Source organism: Sphingobacterium sp. 1.A.5, assembly GCF_002734235.1.
Classification (GTDB): domain Bacteria; phylum Bacteroidota; class Bacteroidia; order Sphingobacteriales; family Sphingobacteriaceae; genus Sphingobacterium; species Sphingobacterium daejeonense.
Genome location: NZ_PEBA01000001.1, coordinates 198,141 through 213,775 on the forward strand (window position 1 = coordinate 198,141; position 15,635 = coordinate 213,775).

13 protein-coding genes are annotated in these 15,635 nt (G+C 39.3%); 7 read left to right on the top strand and 6 right to left on the bottom strand.

Annotated elements, in window-relative coordinates; translation table 11 throughout:
• Window positions 1-12 precede the first annotated feature (12 nt).
• The 6 genes from CRT24_RS00925 (at window position 13) to CRT24_RS00950 (ending at window position 8,894) form a co-directional block, all read left to right on the top strand.
• The gene (locus tag CRT24_RS00925) at window positions 13-1,209 is read left to right on the top strand and encodes a DUF4876 domain-containing protein (protein WP_099369377.1); all 1,197 of its coding nucleotides are present in this window, start codon (window positions 13-15) and stop codon (window positions 1,207-1,209) included.
• A gap of 5 nt (window positions 1,210-1,214) precedes the next feature.
• Window positions 1,215-2,723 carry a DUF6850 family outer membrane beta-barrel protein gene (locus CRT24_RS00930; RefSeq protein WP_099369378.1) on the top strand — a complete coding sequence of 503 codons (1,509 nt, stop codon included), beginning with the start codon at window positions 1,215-1,217 and terminating at the stop codon, window positions 2,721-2,723.
• 8 nt (window positions 2,724-2,731) lie between these two features.
• Window positions 2,732-3,856: a cytochrome-c peroxidase gene (locus CRT24_RS00935; RefSeq protein ID WP_099369379.1), complete on the top strand. Its 1,125-nt coding sequence runs from the start codon at window positions 2,732-2,734 to the stop codon at window positions 3,854-3,856.
• Between the two features lie 83 nt (window positions 3,857-3,939).
• The gene (gene uvrA / locus CRT24_RS00940) at window positions 3,940-6,747 is read left to right on the top strand and encodes an excinuclease ABC subunit UvrA (protein ID WP_099369380.1); all 2,808 of its coding nucleotides are present in this window, start codon (window positions 3,940-3,942) and stop codon (window positions 6,745-6,747) included.
• Window positions 6,748-6,760: 13 nt separating this feature from the next.
• Window positions 6,761-8,401, top strand: a complete 1,641-nt coding sequence (gene pafA / locus CRT24_RS00945; RefSeq protein ID WP_099369381.1) for an alkaline phosphatase PafA — start codon at window positions 6,761-6,763, stop codon at window positions 8,399-8,401.
• Window positions 8,402-8,447: 46 nt separating this feature from the next.
• A complete protein-coding gene (locus CRT24_RS00950; RefSeq protein WP_099369382.1) occupies window positions 8,448-8,894 on the top strand; it encodes an Rrf2 family transcriptional regulator in 447 nt (148 codons plus the stop codon).
• Here the strand turns inward: CRT24_RS00950 and CRT24_RS00955 are convergent.
• The 6 genes from CRT24_RS00955 to CRT24_RS00985 all read right to left on the bottom strand — a co-directional run bounded on the left by CRT24_RS00955 (window position 8,891) and on the right by CRT24_RS00985 (window position 15,179).
• Window positions 8,891-9,280: a VOC family protein gene (locus CRT24_RS00955; RefSeq protein WP_099369383.1), complete on the bottom strand. Its 390-nt coding sequence runs from the start codon at window positions 9,278-9,280 to the stop codon at window positions 8,891-8,893. The genes CRT24_RS00950 and CRT24_RS00955 overlap by 4 nt on opposite strands.
• Window positions 9,280-10,587: a UDP-N-acetylmuramoyl-tripeptide--D-alanyl-D-alanine ligase gene (murF, locus tag CRT24_RS00960; RefSeq protein WP_306473154.1), complete on the bottom strand. Its 1,308-nt coding sequence runs from the start codon at window positions 10,585-10,587 to the stop codon at window positions 9,280-9,282. The genes CRT24_RS00955 and murF overlap by 1 nt, the downstream gene beginning before the upstream one ends.
• Before the next feature lie 439 nt (window positions 10,588-11,026).
• Window positions 11,027-12,001: a 6-phosphofructokinase gene (gene pfkA, locus CRT24_RS00970; protein ID WP_099369386.1), complete on the bottom strand. Its 975-nt coding sequence runs from the start codon at window positions 11,999-12,001 to the stop codon at window positions 11,027-11,029.
• Between the two features lie 52 nt (window positions 12,002-12,053).
• Window positions 12,054-13,772, bottom strand: coding sequence for a protein-disulfide reductase DsbD (locus CRT24_RS00975; protein WP_099369387.1), 1,719 nt, complete (start codon window positions 13,770-13,772; stop codon window positions 12,054-12,056).
• Between the two features lie 78 nt (window positions 13,773-13,850).
• Window positions 13,851-14,303, bottom strand: coding sequence for a protein-disulfide reductase DsbD domain-containing protein (locus tag CRT24_RS00980; RefSeq protein ID WP_099369388.1), 453 nt, complete (start codon window positions 14,301-14,303; stop codon window positions 13,851-13,853).
• Window positions 14,304-14,399: 96 nt separating this feature from the next.
• Window positions 14,400-15,179, bottom strand: coding sequence for a biotin--[acetyl-CoA-carboxylase] ligase (locus CRT24_RS00985; protein ID WP_180269029.1), 780 nt, complete (start codon window positions 15,177-15,179; stop codon window positions 14,400-14,402).
• Window positions 15,180-15,241: 62 nt separating this feature from the next.
• Between CRT24_RS00985 and rsfS the strand changes: the two genes are divergently transcribed.
• Window positions 15,242-15,616 (top strand): ribosome silencing factor, encoded by a 375-nt coding sequence (rsfS, locus tag CRT24_RS00990; RefSeq protein WP_099369390.1) that lies wholly within the window; start codon window positions 15,242-15,244, stop codon window positions 15,614-15,616.
• Window positions 15,617-15,635: the final 19 nt, after the last annotated feature.

A 15,635-nucleotide genomic window follows, 5' to 3' on the forward strand; every position in this document is an offset into this window, starting at 1 on the left:
ATATAGATAACAATGAAAAATACATCCCTTTTTAAATGGCTTTGCTTTGGACTAATGCTGTTTTCCTTGAGTTCATGTATGAAAGATGAATTTTTGGAATCTCGCTCCAATGTCTTTATTGAATTAGACAATTCAAAATTAGTGGGCGAATACAGCATCAGCAATGTCAATATCCAATTACAAGAGATAAACTCCGAAGTTATTACTTCCTCAACACTAGGAACAGGAGCAGACACCGCTAAAGCAAATCTAACTTACGGCACATATACAGCAACTTTAAATGGAGAAATCACCATAAAAGTTAATGGCGCCGACAAAAAAATGGAACTGAAAGCTCGCAAATCCAATATTGTAGTAAACTCCGAAACAACAAATATTACACTGCAAACTTTCCTGTCAGATCCAACAGCAAATTTCGTGTTCAAAGAAATCTTCTTCACAGGAAACCTGACACCTGAAGGAAAAGTATATAATGGTGACAAGTATTTTATTGTCCATAATAATTCAAATGATACATTGTATGCTGATGGACTGTTCCTTGCTCAATCCCAGTTTTTGACCACTACAAAAAGAGTCTATACCCCTGATGTCATGAAAGATGCTTTCACATCTTCAGAAATCATTTTGCTGCCCGGAACAGGAAAACAATACCCTGTAGCGCCAGGCGAAGATATTATCATCGCAAATAATGCAATAAACCATACTGAAGCAAATCCTAATTCCTTCGATTTGAGTAAGGCAAATTTTGAAATTGAACTCATCAAAAACATCAATATCGATAATCCGCAAGTGCCAAATGCAACCAATGTTGCAGGGAATTTATTGATGACCGTGCAGGGTAATAAATCCTATGTGATGGGTAGATTCCCTGAAGGAATGGATGCAGAAAAATTCAAAACTGAAAACGCTTATAACTTTAGTTATGTAGCCGTAAATGGCGCTGTGATCAAAAATGATTCCTATAAAATCCCAAACAGCTATATCCTAGATGCGGTCAATGTTTCTCAAAAAACAGGTTTTGAATGGTTGGTGACTTCTGAAATATTAGACATGGGATGGACTTACGCAGGTGATAAAACTGATGAAAGATATGGAAAAGCGGTCATTAGAAAACCATTAGGTGTATTGGACAACGGAAAACCTTTCTTGCAGGACAGCAATAATTCAACCGTTGATTTTAACCATGCCACTCCATATTCATTGAAATAAGGACCATGAGAAAATTGATGTCCATAGGTATCCTCAGTTGTTTATTTGCCTTTTCCGCAAATGCACAAGACTCCCTGCAATTACATTTGCAAGGAATCAAGGAAAGGGTTAGTCAAGACAGAGCAATCAGGAATGATTTCTATAAATTACCTGCGCTCAGACCTTTTCAATATAAACAATCTATGACACCTGTGGACATTTCATACTTTTCTGATAATAAGGAACTATATAATTATCAAATAGGATCAGGTGATAAAGGATTTAGGATTAAAACAGACTCATATATTAAAAATTCATTTCCTAATCTCACCCTGTGGGGGAATGCAACCTATGAAAATATTAAAGTCCAAGATCTAAAGTTTAATGAAACATCTGATTATCATCTTGTTTTCCCATATCTTATTGCAGATTCAGTAGGTGGGAATTTGAACTCTGAGGTTTACCAATTTTCAGGAGGAATCGCCAAGGAAATCGGAAATTGGGTGCTGGCAGGGGAAGCTGGATACAAAGCGAACTTATCCCATCGAAAAAGAGATCCAAGACCTGATAATAATTCCTCTGATATATATGCACAATTAGGAGCTTCTTATTTTTTAACACCCGCCTATCTAATTTCCGCACATGTAGGTGGCAGGTTCTATAAACAAAGAAATACATTGGATTTTATATCCGAAAAAGGAAGACCTCAAGTATTTTACTTTAATGGCTTAGCAGCTTATAATAGGTTGTTGTCAGGTTCATTTAACCCACCGGGGCAATTTTTATATAATGTTAACGGCATCAATGCTAAATTATCATTAGCTCCAAAAAATGATGCTGGAGTTATGGCAGAGGTTGGAGTTTCCCAAAATTCCGGAAAAAGAACCTTGCCATTATCATCTGCAAATGCCAATGATTGGATCGACCAGGTCATTTCAGGGAAATTAGGATATGTAAACGCGAATGATAGTTGGCGTTATGGAGCAATGGCTAAAATGGATCTTCAGACTAGGAAAGGATCCGAAGGACTATTTAATAATGATGGAGCCGTTACTGGTGGTTATACCAAAATTTCTGAAATATCATCCTATAGATATTACAACTTCCAATATAATCTTGAAGCTTTTATCGGAAAAGAAAACTGGAGCATTAAGCCATTTGCAACTTTTACTCAAATCAAGGAACAGTATTTGAATCCATTCAGAGAACAATGGGCAAATATTGTAAAAGTGGGGGTACAAGGGCAGTATTTATATCAAATGAAGGACGGTTTGTTTGGAATTAGTTTAAATTTGCAGAAGCAGAAGGTTTTAGATAAAAATTCTGTGTTCAATATCACTAGGGGGACTGCCCTGGAAGATTTATTGTCGAAGAATTACATGTTCTTGACTGCCGAACCGTTCACAGTGGGAGGAGAAGCGCGTTATGACTTCGTCGTCAATGAACAAGTGAAACCTTTCGTGAAGGCAAATGCCCTAACATCTACAGAAATAAAACAAAAATATTATGCATTGACCCTAGGGTTCGTGTTTTAAAAACGGAAATGAAGAGAATATTAGTTATAGGTTTGGTAATGGGAATTACAGTGTTAAGCACTGCATTCTTAAGTGATAAGGGAATTCAAGATCTAAGAAGTCTATATAGCAGACCTATTAGTGAATGGCCTAAACCAACCATTGACTCAGGAGTAATATATGAGGAATTTAAATCTCTTCCAAAGCTCGATACAAGCTATTTTTCCCTAATGGAACAACCCAAAGTGAAATTGGGCAAGCTTCTGTTTTTCGATCCTATCCTTTCGGGATCAAACCAAATCTCATGCAGTTCGTGCCATAATCCACAGACTTCCTGGGGAGACCATTCAACAGTCCCAGTGGGTCATGACCATTTAGTAGGCACAAGAAATACCCTTTCTTTATTGAATGTTGGACAACGGAAAAGTATGTTTTGGGACGGTAGAGCAAATTCCCTAGAGGAACAAGCATTAAGCCCAATCGAAGCACACAATGAAATGGCTATGGATCTAACAAAATTGGTCCCAAAACTCAAAGCCATTCCAGAATATACCAAGCTTTTCAAGCAAGCGTTTGGGGATGATGATTTCTCAATGCCTGAAATCATGAGTGCTCTGGCCACTTTCCAAAGAACATTAACTTCCAAAAGAAGTCGTTTCGATGAATTCCTGGATGGAAAATATGATGCCCTAAATGACGAAGAAATCGCAGGATTACACCTGTTCAGAACAAAGGCTCGATGTATGAACTGTCATAATGGTCAATATTTTACAGATGAAGATTTCCATAATATTGGATTGACCTATTACAAACGTAAGTATGAAGATTTGGGACGATATATCGTCACAAAAGACCCTAAAGATGTAGGAAAATTCAGGACACCATCGTTGAGAGATGTCATGCATACCAATCCATGGATGCACAATGGGCTGTTTGATAACATAATTGGAGTGATCAATATGTACAATTCAGGCATGACCATGAACAATCCAAGAAATCCAGAACAAGAGGCTGACCCTATGCATCCTCGCATCGATCCACTCATGAAGAAACTGGATTTGACCCGAGACGAAATCAGGCAGGTTGCAGCATTTTTGGAATCTATCACAGCAACGAAATACCGTATGCCAAGACCTGAGAAACTTCCACGCTAACAATGTAACTATGTTGTAAACTAATCGTTTTTGTTTAGTTTAACGGAGTGTCTTTTCATGAGTTTTGCCTAACTTTGAAAGTTATGCAAAAAAATGCTACCCATAATCCAAAATCCCATATTCAAATTAAAGGTGCTCGTGTAAACAACCTGAAAAATATTGATGTTGATATCCCTAAAAACCAATTGGTTGTAATCACAGGGATGTCGGGATCCGGAAAATCATCTCTCGCCTTTGATACCTTATACGCAGAAGGTCAACGTAGATATGTAGAAAGTCTTTCTTCCTATGCTAGGCAGTTCATGGGAAGGATGAACAAACCTGATGTAGATTATATTAAAGGAATTGCACCGGCGATCGCTATCGAACAAAAAGTGATCTCTAGCAACCCTAGATCTACCGTAGGAACATCCACTGAAATATATGACTACTTAAAACTTCTATATGCAAGAATTGGTAAAACTATTTCCCCAATTTCTGGAAAAGAAGTAACAAAAGATACCGTAACATCCATTGTAGACAAAATATTGTCCTATGAAGATGATGCTACAGTAACCATCTATAGCCCACTTATCCCTACAAATAACAGAAAACTCAAAGAAGAACTTTCTTTGTTGTTGCAAAAAGGATTTGTACGTGTCAAGCTTAATGATTCTATCCAAAAAATAGAATCCATTATTGAAGATAAAGAAGTATCAAACAAAGCATTTAAGGAAGGTGATGTTTTCATCGTAATAGATCGTGTTCGTTTAGAACATAATGACGACACCATCAATCGCTTGGCCGATTCAGTACAGACTGCATACTTTGAAGGAAAAGGAGAATGTGAAGTGGAAATAGATGCTGACATTTTCCATTTCTCAGACAAGTTTGAACTTGATGGAATTACTTTTGAAGAACCTTCACCTAACTTTTTCAGTTTCAATAATCCTTATGGTGCTTGTAAACGTTGTGAAGGGTACGGTAAAATAATAGGCATCGACCCGGATTTAGTCATCCCTGATAAAAGCAGATCTGTATTTGATGGTGCCATAGCCCCTTGGCGTGGCGAGAAAATGGGTGCTTGGCTTGATAAATTAGTGCGATCAGCACTCAAATTTGATTTCCCTATCCATCGTGCTTATGCTGACCTCAGCAAAGAACAACAAGAACTGATCTGGACCGGAAACAAATACTTCAGGGGGTTGAATGATTTCTTCGCGGAACTGGAAGAGCAAACATATAAGATTCAATATCGCGTGATGCTATCTCGGTACAGAGGAAAAACAGATTGTCCCGAATGTAAAGGAACTAGATTGCGCAAAGATGCATCATACGTGAAAATAAATGGGTATTCTATTACCGATGTTGTATTGTTGCCTTTGGAACAAGCCTTAAATCTGTTTCAAAATCTAAACCTCTCGGACAATGAAGCAATTATAGCAAAACGCTTGCTTGCAGAAATTGTAAACCGATTGCAGTTCTTGTGTGATGTAGGATTAAGTTATTTGACCTTGAACCGATTGAGCAATAGCCTTTCTGGTGGTGAATCTCAAAGGATAAACCTGGCCACTTCATTGGGGTCCTCCCTAGTGGGGTCAATCTATGTTCTGGATGAACCCAGTATTGGTCTGCACCCTCGTGATACGCAAAAGTTAATTGGCGTATTGAAATCGCTTCGTGATGCCGGTAATACCGTGATTGTCGTAGAACATGAGCAAGAAATGATGGAAGCTGCAGATTATCTCATTGATATTGGGCCAGAAGCTGGTATTAATGGTGGGGAATTAGTATTTGCAGGAACCTATAAAGAAATTTTAAAAGATAAAAATAGCCTTACAGGTAAATACCTTGGCGGAGACCTTTCTATCATAGTTCCAGAGAAACGTAAAAAATGGAATGAAAGCATCCGAATCAATGGTGCTAGAGAAAATAACCTAAAAGGTGTGAATGTTGATTTCCCTTTGAATGTGTTTACCGTAGTGTCCGGGGTTTCTGGTTCTGGTAAAACATCATTGGTAAAAAGAATTCTATATCCAGCATTACAAAAAGCAATTGGATCGTACTCTGGAGAACAAACAGGACTTTACGATGGGATTGAAGGAGCATTGGATCAAATCGAACAAGTTGAAATGGTAGATCAAAACCCTATCGGCAGGTCTACACGATCCAATCCTGTAACTTATGTAAAGGCTTGGGATGAAATCCGAGCACTGTATTCATCACTGCCAGCAGCAAAAGCAAATGGTTTGAAACCTTCAGCATTCTCTTTTAATGTCGAAGGTGGACGATGTGAAGTATGCCAAGGTGAAGGAGTGGTAAAAATTGAAATGCAATTTATGGCTGATATCATTCTGCCGTGTGAAGCATGCGATGGTAAAAGATTTAAACAGCATGTCCTTGATGTGCAATACAAGGAAAAATCAGTTTCCGATATCTTAGACCTGAGTGTGGACGAGGCAATAGAATTTTTTGCCGATCAACCGAAAATCCTGAACAAATTAGGACCATTGCAAGAAGTAGGATTAGGCTATGTGAAGTTGGGACAATCTTCCAGCACCCTCTCAGGTGGGGAAGCCCAGCGGATTAAATTGGCCTCGTTCCTGATCAAAGGAAACAATCAGAAAAAAACAATGTTTATCTTTGATGAGCCAACAACAGGTTTGCATTTCCATGATATCAGTAAGCTCTTGAAAGCATTCAATGCTTTGATAGCCCTCGGAAATACAGTATTAGTAATCGAACACAACCTAGATATGATTAAATCTGCAGACTGGGTAATAGACATCGGTCCTGAAGGTGGAGAAAAAGGCGGTAAAGTGGTTTTCGCCGGAACTCCCGAAGATTTGGTCAAGTGTAAAGACTCTTATACGGGTGATTTCTTAAAACGTCAATTAAATTTTAAACCCTAAATAATAATTAATAATGTATAGAAAGTTAAGTATTTCTATGTTGTTCTTATGCTTCTGTACCTTGCTATCAGCGCAGGTAGAGCGGCCGAAATTAGTAGTAGGATTGATGGTTGACCAAATGCGTTGGGACTATCTTTATAGGTTTGCCGATCGCTATGGCAATGACGGATTCAAGCGCCTTTTGCGTGAAGGATTCTCTTGTGAAAATGCAATGATCAACTATGTGCCTACCTTTACTGCAATCGGTCACAGCTCTGTATATACAGGAAGTGTACCTTCTATCCACGGAATCGCGGGAAATGACTGGATAGAGCAACAAACTGGAACTTCTATGTATTGTACCCAAGATGATGCGGTGGAAGGCGTAGGAACAACAGAAAAAGAAGGTAAACAATCACCTAGAAACCTATTGGCCTCAACGGTGACTGACCAATTGAAATTGGCCACAAACTTCAACTCAAAAGTAATCGGTATTGCAATCAAAGATAGGGGCGGAATCCTACCTGCTGGTCATTTCGCCGATGCTGCATATTGGTTTGAAGCGAAATCAGGAGATTGGATCAGCAGTACCTACTACATGGAAAACTTGCCAGAATGGGTAAAAGGATTCAACCAACAGAAATTGGCTGACAAATATCTCAAACAAGATTGGAATACACTTTACCCAATCGATACCTACAAAACTAACAGTATCGACGATGACAACATCTACGAAGGAAAATGGGCAGGCGAGGAAACTGCTGCTTTCCCTCGGAAAACATCGCTGTTGATGAAAGATGCCGGCTATGAACTGATAAAATCAACTCCTTATGGCAACACATTAACACTAGACTTTGCAAAAGATGCTATCAAAAATGAAAAATTGGGCCATAACCCTAAAAATGCTACTGATTTCTTATGTGTAAGTCTTTCCGCTACTGATTACGTCGGACACAGGTATTCTTTATCATCCGTAGAAATCGAAGATATCTACCTACGACTTGACCAAGAATTAGCCGAATTCTTCAAATATTTGGATAAAACAGTAGGAAAAGGAAACTATACATTCTTCTTGACTGCCGACCATGCCGCATCCTATAACTCTCGTTACTTTATGGATATGCGTGGAAATGGAGGCTATTTCTTCTCCAGACAGCTACAGAGAACAATGAATGAAGAACTGAAAAAAGAATTTGGTTCAGAAAACCTGATTGTAAGCCTTTTGAATTACCAGGTCCATTTGAACTATGCTGCAATTGAAAAAGCGAATCTGGACGAAGAAAAAGTAAAGAAATCCATTATCAAAATGTTGAGACATGAGGATGGTGTGGCTTATGTGGTAGATATGGAAGGCGGTGAGAACATGATGGTGCCAGCAGAAATCCGTGAAAAGATTATCAATGGGTACAATCGTAAACGCAGCGGTGCCATCCAGATTATCACAGAACCGCAATGGTATGATGGAACTCCACGTTCAACCGGTACAACACATGGTACTTGGACACCTTATGATTCTCATATTCCTTTGGTATTCATGGGATGGGGTGTAAAACATGGAACGACCAATAAAGTTGTCAATATTACAGATATTGCTCCCACTATTTCTTCCTTACTCCATGTGATGGAACCAAATGGCTCTATCGGGCAACCGATTGTAGGCGTATTGCAGAAATAGCTTTATTTTTTATACTTTTGATGAATTAAGACCAGACAGGTTTGATATGCTATCGAAGAAAACGAAATACGCGATAAAAGCCCTTATGGTATTGGGCAGAAACTACGGAAAAGAACCTATGCAGATTGGCAAAATCGCCGAGGAAGAAAGGATTCCCAAAAAATTCTTGGAACAAATCCTTCTGGAGATGCGCAATGCCGGGATTCTTTATTCCAAAAAAGGTGCTGGAGGGGGTTATAGCCTCAACAAAGCTCCAGAAGACATCTACTTGTCGCAAGTGATGCGCCTGATTGATGGACCTATTGCCCTATTGCCTTGTGTAAGCTTGAATTTCTACCGCTCATGCGAAGAATGCGTAGAGGAGCATGCATGTGGCATCCGTGATACTTTTGTCGAAGTTAGAAATGCTATGCTGCAAATCTTGAACGATACGAGTATCTCAAATTTAATAAACAAAGAAAAAGAACTTAACCTAGAAGTAGGTAAGGACTAGACTTCATAAAGTTCTAATGGAAGCCCATCGGGGTCGGTGAAAAAAGTGAATTTCTTATCGCTCGTTTCATCAACACGGATGGGCTCCGTTTTTATACCCAAATTTTTAAGCAAGGCAACTTGTTTTTCAATGTCTTCAACCGCAAAAGCCAAATGCCGTAAACCCCTTGCTTCTGGATAGCTAGGCCTTTCGGCAGGATCCGGAAAGGAAAAGAGCTCAATGATATATTGTCCATTCAGTGCTAAATCCAGTTTGTAGGAATTACGCTCCTCCCGATATACCTCCTGCAAAATCTCAAAACCCAAAACTTCCGTGTAAAAGGCCTTGGAAACAGAATAATTACTGCAGATAATGGCAATATGGTGGATACCCTTAAGATTTAACATTACAACACTTCGATTAATTTCTCAAAAGCCATCCCGCGGGATGCCTTCAAAAGAATCATAAAATCTTCCAATGGATTTTCCTGAAGGTCTTTTTTCAGATCATCTGTGCTTTCAAAAAAGCTAGCGCCCTCGTCTTTTAACGCATAAAAAGCTTTCCCGACAAAAATCAATTTGTCGACTTTTAGGCTCTTTGCTTTTTCGATTACTTTTTTATGTTCTACTTCACTTTGATCTCCCATTTCAAACATATCCCCAAGGATGGCTACTTTGCGGTCTGCTTGGATAACGTCCAAATTCCCCAATGCCGCTGCCATACTGCTGGCATTTGCATTATAATAATCAGCAATTATGGTGTTCTTTTCAGTTTGCGTGATTTGAGATCGGTTGTTCTGTGGGATATAATTGCTCAGTCCGTTGTTTATCTCTTCGGTATTCAGTCCAAAAGTTTTTCCCAGAGCAATAGCCGCCAACATGTTTTCGATGTTATAGGCGCCAGTTAAATTGGTTTTAACTTCATTTCTCTGCTCTTCACCTTTGATGTTCCAGAAAATCGTCAGATAAGGATCAGCAACAACCAAACCTCCCTGGATTTCATTCTTCTCCGAAAAACCATAATAAATTACATGTTGGAGATCCCTGTCTTTTGCCATTTCGGTGAGATAGTCATTGTCACCTTGAATATAGATCTGGCCATTGTTTTCTTTTAGGTAATCATAAAGTTCACCTTTCGCTTTCATAACGCCTTCAAACGACCCAAATCCTTCGAGGTGAGCTTTGCCAACATTGGTTATAAAGCCATGGGTAGGTTGGGAAATACTGCATAAAAAAGCAATTTCATCGACATGGTTTGCCCCCATCTCTACAATAGCAATTTCTACATCATCAGTTAAGGAAAGGATGGTCAGCGGAACGCCAATATGATTGTTGAGATTACCTTTTGTTGCGTAGGTATGGTACTTCTGAGAAAGGACACTGTTCAGTAGCTCCTTGCTGGTGGTTTTTCCGTTGGTTCCAGTGATTCCTATAAAAGGGATGTTTAAATGTTTCCTGTGGAACCTTGCAAGTTCTTGCAGCGCAGTGAGTACATCATCTACCAAAACATAAGCAGGATCTTCCTTGTAAAATGACCTGTCGTCAACAATCACATATTTTGCCCCCGCCTCAAGTGCTTTTTCAGCAAAACTATTTCCATTGAAGTTGTCTCCTTTCAGCGCAAAAAATAAACAGTCCTTGCTGATTTTACGAGTATCAGTACAAATGTTCGGGAAATCCTTGTAGATCTGGTAGAGTTGAGCTATCTGCATCATTTTTAATTTTAAACAAATGTAAGCAATAGTGAATAGATGGAAAAAAGTTGTTTTGCCAATACCCTCAATTTTTGCCTACCTGACCACTCTCCTTCCACTCTCATTTTACTCTTCTTCCACTCTCCTTCGTCTCTCATTCGGACTTCGTTCGGACCTTGTTCGGAGCTGCTCCGGATAACAACCGAACAAGGTCCGAACAAGGTCCGAACAAAAGAGGACGGAGAGTGGAACGAGGTAGGAACGAGAGTGGAACAAGACTCGAATAAGGAACAAAAAATTACTGGTTGGTGGGGACACCAACCAGGGCAAAAACACAAGTCGGAGACTTGCGCTAGCAGGGACACCAACCAGGGCAAAGTCGAAGACTTGCGCTAGCAGGGCAGAAACGAAAAAAGGCCTGCCCAAACGGGCAAGCCTTTACTTTTATTCTTGTTTACCTTTACAAAGAAAGTAACTCTACAATTCTTGTTAGGTTTTCGTTTACTTTATCGATGTGTTTGATTGCTTTGTTGAATGGGGTAAATTGGACGTTTCCACAAATCAGACCTGCCATTTCACCTTTACGACCCTCAATCAAGCCTTCTACTGCAGCAACACCTAGGCGACTGGCTAAAACACGGTCCATGCATGTTGGTGAGCCTCCGCGCTGAATGTGACCTAGAATAGAAAGACGAACATCGTATGCTGGGAAGTTCGATTGAATCTTTTCAGCAACTACCATACCTCCTTCTTTATCCCCTTCAGCAACGATGATAATACGGGATGATTTGTTCTTTCTGGTTTTATCCAGACGCTTCATGATAGCGTCGTAGTCTACTTCAAGCTCTGGAATCAATACCGCCTCAGCACCTGTGCTGATTCCTGAACGCAAAGCAATTAAACCAGAGTCACGACCCATTACTTCAACAACGAAAAGACGGTCATGGGATTCAGCCGTGTCGCGGATCTTGTCTACAGCATCTACAACAGTGTTGATAGCGGTATCATAGCCAATGGTGAAGTCAGTACCGTTCAAGTCATTGTCGATCGTGCCAGGCATTCCTATAATTGGAATGTCAAACTCTTCAATGAATTTCGAAGCACCAGTAAATGTTCCGTCACCTCCGATTACAACCAAAGCATCTATATTTAGTTTCTTTAAGTTCTCGTAAGCTTTCTGTCTGCCTTCAACAGTACGGAATTCATCGCTTCTAGCAGTTTTAAGAATGGTCCCTCCGCGTTGAATAATGTTTGCTACAGATTTTGCGTCCATAGGAGTGATATCTCCTTGAACCAACCCATCGTATCCTCTGCGGATACCAAACATGTTCTTCCCATGATAAATCCCTGTTCTTATTACTGCACGAATACCTGCATTCATGCCTGGGGAATCGCCCCCTGACGTTAATACTGCGATGTTATTAATGTTGCTCATACGTCAAATATACCTAAATACTTATTTTTTTTGTACAAAATTATAAGAAAGCCTATTTCTTCGCTTTGTAAGCGTCGATTGCAGATTGTAAATACGCTCTGTAGCTTTCGATATTATAATTTGCACCGCTAGTCGGCACCAACAATTGTTCATCATTGTCCAACATGGCATATAATGGCTGTGAGTTACTGTTGAATTTAGAAATTTGGAAATCTGTGTTTTTACGTCCAACCGTGTTGATTTTCTTGCCCGTGGTCGGAGATACAAACTGTTCAGATTCTGGAAGTTTTAGATCATAATCATCTACGTAAAGTTCTGCAAGGATAAAGTTCTCATTGATCATCTGCTTGATTCCTGGATCAGACCATACATCAGCTTCCATCTTACGACAGTTTACACAGTTCCAGCCTGTAAAGTCTACCAATAAAGGTTTGTCCTGTGCCCTGGCAGCAGCCAATGCCTCATCGTAATCATAATATGGATCCATTCCCTTGATCGTTGCGCGGTCATGGAAGTGGCTGAAATACTTTCTGCTGTTTGCATCAGCAGAGGTACCATGCCCCGGACTAGCCGCAACACCAGCAGAAATATCGAAATCCTGTGTTCCTATAGGAGGCAAGAATGCCGCAATGGATTTCAACGGAGCACCCCACATACCCGGAACCATATACACCACAAAGGAAAATACAATGATGGCAATGATGGTGCGGGGAACTGACATATATTTTAAGTCGCTGTCATGCGAGAATTTAATCTTTCCAATCAAGTATAATCCCATTAAACCGAATATGACAATCCATAATGACAAGAAGACCTCACGATCTAGGAATTGCCAGTTGTATGCTAAGTCTACATTCGACAAGAATTTAAGTGCCAATGCTAATTCCAAGAATCCCAATACTACTTTTACACTATTCAACCAACCGCCAGATTTAGGCATTGATTTTAATAGAGCTGGGAACATAGCGAATAAAACGAATGGAATAGCTAAGGCGAAAGAGAATCCGAACATCGCAATTGCAGGGCCTAAACGGTCACCTTTTACAGCTGCATTGACCAATACAGTACCGATAATGGGCCCTGTACAAGAAAAAGATACAACCGCAAGGCTGGCAGCCATAAAGAAATAACCGATAAGACCATCTTTATCAGACTTCTCATCAATTTTGTTCACGAATTTGCTAGGCAATGTAATCTCAAATGCTCCAAAGAATGAGGCTGCGAAAAAGACGAGCATCAGGAAGAAGAAGAAGTTGAAGATACCATTCGTAGATAGCGCATTCATGGCTTCTGGACCGAAAGCGATCGTAATCAACATACCCAAAGCCACGTAAATTACGATAATAAACAAACCATAAGTCAGGGCTTGGGAGACCGCTTGTAGCTTGGATGCTGATTTTTTAGTAAAAAAACTTACCGTAAGAGGAACCATAGGGAAGATACAAGGCATTAGGAAGGCCAAGAATCCACCTAATAAACCCTCAATGAATATTCCCCAAAGGGAAGTATTCGCTTCTTGATTATCAGTAGAATCAACAGCAGGAGCTACAGTAGCGGTGCTATCAGTAGCAGCTGAGTCTTCTCCTGAAGAGAATTCAACCCCCTCAAGGTCAGATATTAATGTGTCAGTGCTGCCGGTCTCCTCTTGACCAGAGCTGAACTCTACATCATCTATGTTGATCAGGGTGTCTTGTGAAATTCCTTTTAACGGAGTTATAGAAATTAGCAATAGCCAACCAAAGGCTATCAAAGCATTTTTAAAGCTAAACATAATTGAGTGTTAACGGGAGAAATTAAGAAAAAGGCAGGGAAGACCTGCCTTTTGGTATTTTTCTAAACTGTTATTTCGCTATTTGATTGTTACCGCGAATTCATATTCATCTGGTGGTAAACAACGCTCTTTATCACAAGCCATAAAGGTGGCAACACCTTTTACTGTAGTAGGTTTGTTGTTAGCCAATTTAACTTTCTGTTGGAAAATTACTTCTCCATTGTAATAAGGAACATTCATTTTGAAGACATCTTCAAATTTGGTCTTAGGTTCCTTTGCTGCGGGTTTACCTGTCACTTTAGCACCATTCCCAGGAGTAAAGGTAAATGAAGTAGAAATAGGGCCTCCTGATGGTACATTAAGTCCATAGATATGCCATCCTTGCTCTACATTAGCTTTTAAAAGGATAACTGCTTCATTGTTGGGAAGTTTTTTAAACCCTACTGACCATTTCACTGGATTTTCCACCTGAGCGAAAACTCCTGATACAGCAAAGATTAAAAATGCAATTAATAGATTTATTTTTTTCATAAAAAACCGTTTTATTCTATTTTTTGACTAATTTATATTTATAAAGTTTAATTCAAAGTTAGTATTATCTCTATAATTAATGAAGTTGTAATCATTTTATTGCATTTGAAAAACAACTTCTTTGAAATAATAGGTTTTTACCTCCTCTTTTGTTCGTAGGTATAATTGTCCATTCCCATCAACTTTAACCAACGTTGCTTCGAATGATATATTACCAGACGAGTAATATGCAGGAATGTCCCTTCTAAAAAGATTATTGTTGTATTCTATCAGTAAGTCTTTGTCTGTCAGTGTGTTTTTTTTGTGTCTTTCAACTCTTTTAGCAATGAAAGCAAGCAAGTTTAGGCATTCTGACTCCAGGTCTTCGGTAAAAATTCCGGTTTCATTCAGAATCGAACTCGCTCGGTTGCTGAATTCCTCTGAAAATTGCTTTTGGTTGACATTTACACCAATCCCAATAATGGATTGTCTTATTTCTTTGCTGTTGCTGATATTTTCGATCAATATCCCTGATATTTTCTTGTTGCCAATCATGATATCATTGGGCCATTTTATGGTTGAATCAATATGGAGCGACTTTAGCCAATCTATAATCCCTAAGCTTACGAGCATATTTAAGGTGAAATGCTGTTGCAGAGAAAGATGATTAGGATAAATGACAAAACTGAAGGTGATATTGCTATTAGGTTCTGATTTCCAGGAGTTTTGTCGTTGTCCTCTGCCCATGGTTTGGTTTTTTGCCATTATGGCAGTCCATTCCGGTAGTGGCTTGAAATTTGACAATTTAGATTTTAAATAATCATTGGTAGACCCGATTTCGTCCAAAACAATTAATTTTTGACGTAGTGATTCTCCCGAAAATGTGTTATTTTGCAAAAGATATTGTATTTAAAGTAGTTTGAAAACAATTTAATTAGTCAAAAGTATAACAAATCTTGATGAGTAAAAACAAAAAATCTTCGTTGTCGGAGAAGTTAGCAGACGTGATTATCCACGGGATGCAGGAAAAAAAGGGCAACGAAATTGTGAGGATGGATATGCGAGAGGTGAATGGAGCCTTGTCTGACTATTTTGTGATCTGCCATGCCGATTCTAATGTTCAAGTAAACGCAATTGCAAAGAGCGTTGAGGATGAAGTTTATAAAGCATTTGGTCAAGATCCTTGGCATAAAGAAGGCCAAGGAAATGGCGAATGGATTTTGCTTGATTTTGTGGACGTCGTAGTCCATATCTTCAAGACGGATATGCGTGATCATTATAGGATAGAGGATCTTTGGGGCGATGCAGCCATGAATAAATACCAAAGCGCATAATAATTGTTGTGAAACGTAG

What these genes read in the sequence shown, in the direction of transcription:
- CRT24_RS00980 (WP_099369388.1), bottom strand. Translation starts at nt 14,303, where the DNA reads ATGAAAAAAATAAATCTATTAATTGCATTTTTAATCTTTGCTGTATCA.
- CRT24_RS00955 (WP_099369383.1), bottom strand. Translation starts at nt 9,280, where the DNA reads ATGTTAAATCTTAAGGGTATCCACCATATTGCCATTATCTGCAGTAAT.
- pfkA (WP_099369386.1), bottom strand. Translation starts at nt 12,001, where the DNA reads ATGAGCAACATTAATAACATCGCAGTATTAACGTCAGGGGGCGATTCC.
- CRT24_RS00950 (WP_099369382.1), top strand. Translation starts at nt 8,448, where the DNA reads ATGCTATCGAAGAAAACGAAATACGCGATAAAAGCCCTTATGGTATTG.
- rsfS (WP_099369390.1), top strand. Translation starts at nt 15,242, where the DNA reads ATGAGTAAAAACAAAAAATCTTCGTTGTCGGAGAAGTTAGCAGACGTG.
- CRT24_RS00975 (WP_099369387.1), bottom strand. Translation starts at nt 13,772, where the DNA reads ATGTTTAGCTTTAAAAATGCTTTGATAGCCTTTGGTTGGCTATTGCTA.
- uvrA (WP_099369380.1), top strand. Translation starts at nt 3,940, where the DNA reads ATGCAAAAAAATGCTACCCATAATCCAAAATCCCATATTCAAATTAAA.
- CRT24_RS00925 (WP_099369377.1), top strand. Translation starts at nt 13, where the DNA reads ATGAAAAATACATCCCTTTTTAAATGGCTTTGCTTTGGACTAATGCTG.
- murF (WP_306473154.1), bottom strand. Translation starts at nt 10,587, where the DNA reads ATGATGCAGATAGCTCAACTCTACCAGATCTACAAGGATTTCCCGAAC.
- CRT24_RS00935 (WP_099369379.1), top strand. Translation starts at nt 2,732, where the DNA reads ATGAAGAGAATATTAGTTATAGGTTTGGTAATGGGAATTACAGTGTTA.
- pafA (WP_099369381.1), top strand. Translation starts at nt 6,761, where the DNA reads ATGTATAGAAAGTTAAGTATTTCTATGTTGTTCTTATGCTTCTGTACC.
- CRT24_RS00930 (WP_099369378.1), top strand. Translation starts at nt 1,215, where the DNA reads ATGAGAAAATTGATGTCCATAGGTATCCTCAGTTGTTTATTTGCCTTT.